The sequence below is a fragment of the Streptomyces sp. UNOB3_S3 genome, assembly GCF_020740895.1.
In the GTDB taxonomy this organism is placed as follows: Bacteria; Actinomycetota; Actinomycetes; order Streptomycetales; family Streptomycetaceae; genus Streptomyces.
The window spans coordinates 1-9,354 of sequence record NZ_JAILXP010000289.1; the positions used below are offsets into that span (position 1 = coordinate 1).

Here is a 9,354-nt window from a genome sequence, read left to right on the forward strand (position 1 = left end):
CTACGGCGCGGCCCCCCACCCCCGCGCGGGCACACCCGTGCCCGAACGCGACGCGTGGGAGCTGGCCCTGCTGGACGCCGCGCTGGCCGCCGGCGTGCCGCTCCTCGGCATCTGCCGGGGCATGCAGCTGATGAACGTCCACGCGGGCGGCACGCTCTGCCAGCACCTCCCGGACGAGGTGGGCCACACCGGCCACAACCCGGCACCGGGCACCTTCGCCGACCACGTGGTCAAACCGGTCCCGGGCACGCTGACGGCGGAACTCCTGTCCGACGACCCGGCCGTGGACGTCGCCACCCACCACCACCAGTCGGTGGCCCGCCTGGGCGACGGCCTCATCGCCTCGGCCTTCGCGGAGGACGGCACGGTGGAGGCCCTGGAGTACGCGGAGCCTTCTTCGGGCTTCGCCCTGGGCGTGCAGTGGCACCCGGAGGCCCGGGACGACTTGCGGGTGACGGAGGCGCTGGTACGGGCGGCGGGCAAGAGGGGCGGCTCCTGATGCCTGCGGGGCGGGGGGCGCACCCCGGCTCGCCGGGACAGCGCCTCCCTTGAGATGTGCGGCGTCTCCTTCGGGATGCGCGCTGTGTGACGCTCCCCCCGGCGACACAAAGCCCTACCGGGATTACGCCTGCCGTCCGATGGACAGCCTGAACGCACCGGAGGACCGGAATCCGTCGTTCGAGAAGGTACGTATGAAGAGAATGCCGCTGAGCCGCAGCATCACCCTGGCGGTCGGCGCCGGGCTCGTGGGGCTCGTCGCCGGGAGCGCTTCCGTGCTCGTCGCCGTGCCGTCCGACGCGGCGGGAAGGGCCGCCGCGGTCGCCGTCGCTCCTCATCCCGTCAACAGCGACGTGCTGCACATCGGGCCGAACGGGACGTTCGGCGGCATCGCCGACTGTCCCGCCGGTGAGGTCGTCACCGGCGGCGGTGGGTACGCGAGCGACCCGTACGCCCTCCGGCTCAGCTCGTCCTACCAGAGCGGCTCCAGGGCCTGGGTGGCATACGGGCAGAACGTCAGCTCACGGACCGTGGACGTGTACGCCCAGGCCATCTGCACCCGGCCCTGAGACGGCCCCCTGACACGCCCTCCCTAACGTGCCGCGTCCTCCGGCCCGGGGCCCTCCCCGTCCTGCCCGCCCTCGTCGCGGCGGTTGCGTTTCCGGGTCAGCAGGTAGGTCGCCGTCGAGGCCAGGATCGCGGCCAGGGTGGCCGTGCCGGCGATGACGGCGGCGAGTTCGCCGAGGGAGACGCTCTCGGTGCCGTCGTCGTCCTCGTCCGGTGCCGTCTCGCTCGTCCTGTCGACGATCTCGTCGTAGCTCCTCGGGCCGTCGCAGAACTCGCGGTTGCCGGGGTCCATCTCGGAGACGACGGTCAGTTCGACGGACTCGGCCGGCTCCTCCTCGCCACCGTCCTTGAGGTCGACGGCGTAGGTGCCGGGGGCGATGTCGCAGGGGACCATGCCCGCGACCCGGGTGTACAGCCGGCCGTTCTTGCCCTCCCGGAAGCGTTTCTCCTTGAGCGTCAGCTTCTTGACGAAGGCGGGCGACTCGACCGTGAGATAGCCGTCGTGGGCGTCCAGCGTGGTCCGGCCGGTGGTGACCGTGAAGACCACCTCGCGGCCGCGCTGGGTGGGCCCGGCGGCGGTTATGGACGACTCGGAGTCCGAGGATTCGGGGGAGTCGGAGGAATCGGCGGAACCCGGCGCGGCGGCCGTCAGGACGAGGGCCGCCGCGGCGAGGGGCGTGAGCGACGCCAGGGCTGTCCGGGCACGTTTCATGCGGGGAGGATATCCGTGACGCCCTTTCAGGGGAGGGCCTCAGGCCGCGGCCCCGGTCGCCCCGCCGTTCTCCTGCTCGGCCTCGACCTGCTGGTTCCACTCGCGCTTCGACGCCTGCCAGCCGTCCTCGTCATGGCCCCGGCGCCAGTAGCCGGAGATCGACAGGCGCTCGCGCGGCACCTCGCGCTCCACGCGCAGATGGCGGCGCAGCTCCTTGACGAAGCCCGCCTCGCCGTGGACGAAGACCTGGGCGTCGCCCGCCGGGAACGCGAGCGAGCGCACGGCCTCGACCAGGGCCTCGCCGACCGGGGCGCCGTCGCGCGTCAGCCAGGTGACCTCGACGCCGTCCGGCAGCTCCAGCTTCTGCTTGTCGTCCTCGCCCGGGACCTCGACGAAGGCGTGCACGACGGCGCCCTCGGGCATCCGCTCCAGGGACGCGGCGATGGCGGGCAGCGCGCTCTCGTCGCCGGCCAGCAGATGCCAGTCGGCGGCGGGGTCCGGGGCGTAGGCGCCGCCGGGGCCGAGCATGCGGAGCTCCGCGCCCGGCTCCGCCGCCGCGGCCCAGGGGCCGGCCAGGCCCTCGTCCCCGTGCACCACGAAGTCGATCGCCAGCTCCCGGGCGGCCCGGTCGAAGGAGCGCACGGTGTACGTACGGGTCCGGGGCCACTGGTCGCGCGGCAGGTCCCGGCGGATGACCTCCATGTCGAAGGGCTCGGGATAGGCCACGCCCTCGACGGGGAAGAGCAGCTTCACATAGTGGTCCGTGCACTCCCCGGCGCCGAACTCCGCGAGCTCCTCGCCGCCCAGGACCACGCGCACCATGTGCGGCGTCAGCCGCTCCGTGCGCAGCACGTGCGCGCGGGTGAGGCGAGGCGCTTTGCGTACGGGACGGTCTGCCATGGCTGTCTCCCCTGATCCCCGGATCGTAAAGTTAGGTCTGCCTAACCTAACAGGTCATTCGGGCAGAGCGCTCAGCAGTCGCTGCAACGAGCCGCCCAGTCCCCAGCGCTCCGCCAGCGCCTCCAGCGCCTCCGGGTCCCGGGGCGCTGTGGGCAGCGCTGCCTCGAAGGAAGCCAGCGGCACGTCCGCGGCCACCCGGACCACCTTCGGCGCCACCGCCAGATACGGCCCCGCCTCGGCCAGCCGCTTGCGCTGCGCCGGGCTGATCTTCGCCGCCGGGTCCTCGACCGCCGCCAGGATCCCGGCCAGGTCGCCGAAGGAGGCCAGCAGCTTCGCCGCCGTCTTCTCGCCGATGCCCGGCACGCCCGGCAGCCCGTCGCTGGGGTCGCCGCGCAGCAGGGCCAGATCCGCGTACCCCGGGCCGTCCACCCCGTACTTCTCGCGGAGCACGGCCTCGTCCACGGCCTGGAGGGTGCCCATGCCCTTGACCGGGTACAGCACCCGCACACCGCGCGCGTCGTCGACGAGCTGGAAGAGGTCGCGGTCGCCGGTGACGATGTCCACCGGGCCCGCCGCGCGGCCGGTCAGCGTGCCGATCACGTCGTCGGCCTCGTAGCCGGCGGCGCCGACGCGGGCGATGCCGATCGCGTCCAGCACGTCCTCGATCACGGGCACCTGCGGGGAGAGCGTGTCGGGCGTCTCCTCCGCGTCGGGGCCGCCCTCGACCTCCTCCGCCACCCGGTGCGCCTTGTAGCTCGGGATGAGCTCGACGCGCCACTGCGGGCGCCAGTCGAAGTCCATGCAGGCGACCAGGTCGTCGGGCTCGTGGTCCTGGACCAGGCGGGCGATGAAGTCCAGCAGGCCGCGCACCGCGTTCACGGGCGTGCCGTCCGGGGCCTTCACCGACTCCGGCACCCCGTAATAGGCGCGGAAGTAGAGGGAAGCGGTGTCGAGGAGCATCAGGCGTCGCGTCACGGCTCGATCATGCCGCACCCCACTGACAGCGACCCCCTCACGCACCGCGTCCACGCGGTGACCGCACCCCGCCCACGTGTGAACCGGATCACTGTTCCGTTTGCGCCGAATGACCCCGGGCAGGCGCGACGCCGGAGTGGCTCCGCCCGTGAGGGGACGGGTGGGGCCGAAGTACGACCCGAGAGGTTTATGTGTCCAGGCTGAAGGCCGAGCATCTGTACAAGGTGTTCGGCAGACGACCCGAAGCAGCCGTCCAGCGGCTCGAGGACGGCGCGAGCCGTGAAGAGCTGCGCGCCGACGGCACCACGGCGGCGGTGATCGACGCCTCCTTCGAGGTCGAGGCCGGCCAGATCTTCGTGGTGATGGGCCTCTCGGGCTCCGGCAAATCCACCTTGCTGCGCATGCTCAACGGGCTCCTGGAGCCGACGTCCGGGCGCGTCCTCTACGACGGCCGGGACCTGACCGGGCTGTCCCCGGCCGAGCTGCGCGAGGTGCGCTCGCGCAACATCAGCATGGTCTTCCAGCACTTCGCCCTCTTCCCGCACCGCAGCGTGCTGGAGAACGCCGCCTACGGCCTCGAGGTGCGCGGCGTGCCGCGCGCCGAGCGGCTGGAGCACGCCGCGGAGGCGCTGGAGCTGGCCGGGCTCAAGGGCTGGGAGTCGTCCTGGCCCGACGAGCTGTCCGGCGGTATGCAGCAGCGCGTCGGCCTCGCCCGCGCGCTCGCCACCGACGCCGACCTGCTGCTGATGGACGAGTCCTTCAGCGCGCTGGACCCGCTGATCCGCCGCGACATGCAGGATCAGCTGCTGGACCTCCAGAAGCGGCTGAAGAAGACGATCGTCTTCATCACCCACGACCTCAACGAGGCCATGCGCCTGGGCGACCGGATCGCCGTCATGCGCGACGGCCGGATCGTGCAGAACGGCACCGCCGAGGACATCCTCGTCCGGCCCGCCAACGACTACGTGGCCTCCTTCATCCAGGACGTGGACCGCTCCCGGGTCCTCACGGCCGGCTCGATCATGGCCGAGCCGGCGGCGGGCGCGGCGGCTGCCGTCGCGCCGGACGGCACCACGACCGTCAGCGCGGAGACGCCCGTGGCCGAGCTGTTCTCCCCGTTCTCCCGCAGCGGTTCCCCCGTGGCCGTCACCGACGACAGCGGTGAGGTGACCGGTGTCGTCACACGCGACCGCCTGCTGGCGGCCCTGGCCGACCAGCCGAACGTCGGCCGGCCGGATGCCGAGCAGCCTGATGCCGAGCAGCCGAACGCCGAGGCGTCGGACGACGAGGCGCCGAACGCCGACAGGGACGTCACGCCGGAAGAAGTCCCCGCCCCCCTTGCGCCGGCGTCCGGGCCGGAGGTGACCACCCATGCCTGACATCAACCTCGGTGGCTGGGCGGAGTCCGCCGTCGGCTGGCTCCAGTCCCACCTCTCCTGGCTCTTCGACGCCGTCAGCACCGTCCTGACCGGCATGTACGACGGTGTCCACGCCGCCCTCGGCGCGCCCGGGGCGCTGCTGATGGCCGGCATCCTCGCCGTCGTCGCCTGGTGGCTGCGCGGCCTGCCCGCCGCGGTCCTCGCCTTCGCCGGGCTCGCGGTGATCGACTCCTTCGGGCTGTGGGACCGGGCGATGGCGACGCTGTCGCTCGTCCTGGTCGCCAGCCTCATCACGCTGCTGTTCGCCGTGCCGCTGGGCATCTGGGCGGCCCGGGACCGCCGGGTGAGCGGGGCGCTGCGGCCGGTCCTCGACCTGATGCAGACGATGCCCGCCTTCGTCTATCTCATCCCCGGCGTGATGTTCTTCTCGATCGGGCCCATCCCCGGCCTGATCGCCACCATCGTCTTCTCGATGCCGCCCGGTGTGCGGATGACCGAGCTCGGCATCCGGCAGGTCGACGGGGAACTCGTCGAGGCCGCCCGGGCCTTCGGCACGACCCCGCGCGACACCCTCGTCCGCGTCCAGCTTCCGCTGGCGCTGCCCACCATCATGGCGGGCGTCAACCAGGTGATCATGCTGGCGCTGTCCATGGTCGTCATCGCCGGCATGGCGGGCGCGGGCGGTCTGGGCGAGTCGGTCTACGCGGCCGTCACGCAGGTCGACATCGGCGGCGGTGTGGAGAGCGGCCTCGCGGTCGTCGTCCTCGCCATGTACCTGGACCGGATGACCGGCGCGCTGGGCCGGCGGGTCTCCCCGCTGGGCCGCCGTGCCGCCGCCAAGGCCGACGCCGCGGCGGGTGCCGCCGTGGCCACCAAGGTGCTGCGGTACCGGCCGGGCACGGCCGTCGCCGCCGTCGGCGTCGTCGTCCTCGCGCTCGTGGCCGGCGGCATGCGCCTGGCCGACGGCGACGGCCGGCAGAACGCCGCCGCGGGCGGGGGCGTCGGCCAGGGCCGCACGGTGAAGCTCGGCTACTTCCCGTGGGACGAGGCCGTCGCCTCCACCTACCTCTGGCAGAACATCCTGGAGGAGCGCGGCTACAAACCCGAGGTCAAGCAGCTCGACCCCGGTCCGCTGTACACGGCGCTGGCCCAGGGCCAGATGGACGTCCAGTTCGACTCCTGGCTGCCGACCACGCACCAGCAGTACATGGACCGCTACCGCGACAAGCTCACCGACCTCGGCTCCTGGTACGGGCCGACGTCCCTGGAGCTGACCGTGCCCTCGTACGTCAAGGGCGTCGACTCGCTCGCCGACCTCAAGGGCAAGTCCTCGATGTTCGGCGGGAAGATCGTCGGCATCGAGTCCAGCGCCGGAATGATGGGCAAGCTCAACGACAAGGTGCTCAAGGAGTACGGGCTGGACGGCGAGTACAAGGTCGTCTCGTCCTCCACCTCCACGATGCTCGCCGAGCTCGACCGGGCCCTGAAGAAGAAGGAGCCCATCGTCACCACGCTCTGGTCGCCGCACTGGGCGTACGGGAAGTACGAGCTGAAGAAGCTCAAGGACCCCAAGGGCGCCTGGGGCGAGGGCGAGCAGATCCACGCCGTCGGCAAGAAGGACTTCGCCAAGGACTTCCCGAAGATCGCGGAGTGGGTGAAGAACTTCAAGATGTCCGAGAAGGACCTCTCCTCCCTGGAGGCGGAGATCCAGAACGGTGGCAAGGGCAAGGAGAAGGAGTCCGCCCGCCGTTGGCTCGACGCCCACCCGGGCCTCGTCGACAAGCTGGCGCCCGTCGGCGCCTGACGAACCGCCTGACGAACCGCCTGACGACGCCTGACGAACCGGCGCACGGCGGGCGTACGGTGGGGCGGTGAGCTCATCGAGCGGCCGCCCCGCCGTGCGCGGGGCCCCGACCGTACGCCGGGTCGTCTCCCTGGTCCCCTCGCTCACCGAGGCTGTGGCCGGGACCGGGACCGGGCCCGGCCTGCTGGTGGGCGCCACCGACTGGTGCGACCACCCGGCCGGGCTCGACGTCGTCCGGATCGGCGGCACCAAGAACCCCGACGTGGCGCGGATCGCCGCCCTCGCGCCCGACCTCGTCCTCGCCAACGAGGAGGAGAACCGCGCCGCGGACCTGGGCGCGCTGCGCGCCGCCGGGCTCGACGTGCTCGTCACGGAAGTCCGCACGCTGGAGCAGGCGTTCACCGAGCTGGAACGGGTCCTGGTGCGCGGCTGCGGGCTGCCCCGGCCCGGCTGGCTGGACGACGCCCGCGACGCCTGGCGGGACGTGCGGTCCGCCGGTCCGCTGATTCCGGCCGTCGTCCCCGTCTGGCGCCGCCCCTGGATGGTGCTGGGCCGGGACACCTTCGCCGGTGACGTCCTCGCCCGGCTCGGCGTCGCCAACGTCCACGCCGGGCACCCCGAGCGCTATCCGCGCGTCCCCCTCGACGAGCTCAACGCCTGCGGCGCCGAGCTGGTCGTCCTGCCCGACGAGCCGTACCGCTTCGGCGCCGACGACGGCCCGGAGTGCTTCCCCGGGCTGCCGTCGGCGCTCGTCAGCGGCCGTCATCTCACGTGGTACGGGCCATCTCTCGCGGCGGCGCCACGGGTGCTGGGCGCGGCGCTGCGAGCAGCCGGCCGCTGACCAGCCCGGCGGCGGTACGGACCCCGGCCACCGCCCAGGCGGTCACCAGCAGGGCGTACAGCCCCACGGCCAGCCAGGTCAGGGCGGTCAGCCCGGTGCGGTGGGCCAGGGCGGCGGCGCCGGTGACGCAGGTGCCGACGGGGAAGGTGAACGCCCACCACGTCATCGCGAAGCCCATGCCCCGGCGGGCGGCGCGGATCACCATGGCGGCGGCCAGCACCAGCCAGAGCAGGGCGAAGCCGATGACGGGCATGCCGTAGAGGACGGCGAAACCGGCCATGGCCCGCGCGTACGGCTCCGCGACGACGCCCGGCGCGGCGCCCGCGACGGCGTTGACGGCCGTCGTGGACTGGCCCAGCGGGCCGAGGACCAGGAACAGGGTCGGTGTCAGCACGAGCGGCAGCGGCCCGTGGTGGACGAGGCGGGCGAAGACCACCGGCAGGATCAGCAGCGTGGCCATCAGGCTCATGCCGAACAGTCCGTAGCAGCCCAGCAGCAGCCCCTGCCGCCACTGGCCGGCGGGCAGGTGCGGCACGAGCGCGGGGCCGAGCGCGGCGGAGACCATGGGCGCCACGACCGGCAGCAGCCACACGGGCGAGGCGTCGCCCGGCGCGATCCGGTGCCGGGTCACCATCAGGTACGGGATGGCGGCCGCGGCGCCCAGCCCGACGACGGTGCCGGCCGTCCACAGCACGGCGTCGACGGCGACGGCCGCGCTCTCGCCGATGACGCCCGCGCCCACGGAGAGCGTGCTGCCGCCGACGGCCAGCAGGGCCATCGCCAGACAGCCGTAGAAGGGGGCGACGGCGGGGTCGCCGAGGTGCCGCCGGGCCTGGTCGGGGTGGTGGGCCCAGTGCAGGGCGCGGGCGGTGACCAGGGTGAGCAGCATCAGCGCCGCCAGCGCCCACACCGCCTCGCACGCCCCGCGCAGCCCCGGCACGCTCACCGGCAGGGCCGCTCCGGCGGAGGCGACGATCGCGGTGCCCATGACGGTGGCGTACCAGTTGGGGCCGAGGTGGCGGAGGGGATCACGGGTGTTCATGAGCCCACGGTCGCGCGGATGCACCCCGCCCACCAGGGCCTTTGTGTCTATGAGGACATAAGCTGGAGTTATGAGCACCGAGGTGAACCATGTGCCCCTCGCCCACCGGGTGCCCGACCTCGGCTCCCTGGAGCTGCTGCTCGCCGTGGCCCGGCTGGGCAGCCTCGGCCGCGCGGCCCGGGAGCTGGGCATCACCCAGCCCGCCGCGAGCGGACGCGTACGCGCCATGGAACGCCTCCTCGGCGTCGCCCTGGTCGAGCGCTCCCCGCGCGGCTCGCGCCTCACGGACGCCGGGGTGCTCGTCACCGACTGGGCACGCAGGGTCGTCGAGGCCGCCGAGGCCCTCGACGCGGGCGCGCAGGCGCTCCGGGGACGGCGCGACTCCCGGCTGCGGGTCGCGGCCAGCATGACCATCGCGGAGTACCTGCTGCCGGGCTGGCTGATCGCGCTGCGCGCGGAGCGGCCGGGCACGGCGGTCTCGCTGAGCACGGGGAACTCGGCGGCCGTGGCGGAGCGCCTGCTCGCGGGCGAGGCGGACCTCGGCTTCGTCGAGGGCCTGGACGTGCCGGCCGGCCTGGACGGCGCCGTCGTCGGCCACGACCGCCTCGTCGTCGTCACCGCCCCCGCCCACCCCTG

The 9,354-nt window shown here is 73.3% G+C and carries 10 protein-coding genes; 6 read left to right on the forward strand and 4 right to left on the reverse strand.

Features of this window, described 5'->3' with window-relative positions:
• Positions 1-499: gamma-glutamyl-gamma-aminobutyrate hydrolase family protein (locus tag K6I33_RS26000; RefSeq protein WP_229356962.1), on the forward strand; the 499-nt coding region annotated here is incomplete at its 5' end.
• A gap of 193 nt (positions 500-692) precedes the next feature.
• Positions 693-1,067, forward strand: coding sequence for a hypothetical protein (locus K6I33_RS26005; RefSeq protein ID WP_229356963.1), 375 nt, complete (start codon positions 693-695; stop codon positions 1,065-1,067).
• Between the two features lie 23 nt (positions 1,068-1,090).
• Here the strand turns inward: K6I33_RS26005 and K6I33_RS26010 are convergent, their stop codons facing one another.
• The 3 genes from K6I33_RS26010 to K6I33_RS26020 are packed head-to-tail and all read right to left on the reverse strand — an operon-like array spanning position 1,091 to position 3,637.
• On the reverse strand, positions 1,091-1,777 hold the full coding sequence (locus tag K6I33_RS26010; RefSeq protein ID WP_229356964.1) for a hypothetical protein: 687 nt from the start codon (positions 1,775-1,777) through the stop codon (positions 1,091-1,093).
• 39 nt (positions 1,778-1,816) lie between these two features.
• Entirely contained in the window at positions 1,817-2,677 is an 861-nt protein-coding gene (locus K6I33_RS26015) for a siderophore-interacting protein (protein ID WP_229356965.1), read from the reverse strand.
• A 54-nt stretch (positions 2,678-2,731) separates the two neighbouring features.
• On the reverse strand, positions 2,732-3,637 hold the full coding sequence (locus K6I33_RS26020; RefSeq protein ID WP_229356971.1) for a 5'-3' exonuclease: 906 nt from the start codon (positions 3,635-3,637) through the stop codon (positions 2,732-2,734).
• A gap of 206 nt (positions 3,638-3,843) precedes the next feature.
• Between K6I33_RS26020 and K6I33_RS26025 the strand changes: the two genes are divergently transcribed.
• The 3 genes from K6I33_RS26025 (at position 3,844) to K6I33_RS26035 (ending at position 7,676) form a co-directional block, all read left to right on the forward strand.
• Positions 3,844-5,031, forward strand: coding sequence for a glycine betaine/L-proline ABC transporter ATP-binding protein (locus tag K6I33_RS26025; protein ID WP_229356966.1), 1,188 nt, complete (start codon positions 3,844-3,846; stop codon positions 5,029-5,031).
• A complete protein-coding gene (locus tag K6I33_RS26030; RefSeq protein ID WP_229356967.1) occupies positions 5,024-6,835 on the forward strand; it encodes an ABC transporter permease/substrate binding protein in 1,812 nt (603 codons plus the stop codon). Before K6I33_RS26025 ends, K6I33_RS26030 begins: the two co-directional genes overlap by 8 nt.
• Before the next feature lie 67 nt (positions 6,836-6,902).
• Entirely contained in the window at positions 6,903-7,676 is a 774-nt protein-coding gene (locus K6I33_RS26035; RefSeq protein ID WP_229356968.1) for a helical backbone metal receptor, read from the forward strand.
• Here K6I33_RS26035 and K6I33_RS26040 read toward each other — a convergent pair.
• Entirely contained in the window at positions 7,603-8,718 is a 1,116-nt protein-coding gene (locus K6I33_RS26040; protein WP_229356969.1) for a TDT family transporter, read from the reverse strand. The genes K6I33_RS26035 and K6I33_RS26040 overlap by 74 nt on opposite strands.
• A gap of 70 nt (positions 8,719-8,788) precedes the next feature.
• Here K6I33_RS26040 and K6I33_RS26045 point away from each other — a divergent pair.
• A partial coding sequence (locus K6I33_RS26045; RefSeq protein WP_229356970.1) for a LysR family transcriptional regulator occupies positions 8,789-9,354 on the forward strand: 566 nt, incomplete at its 3' end.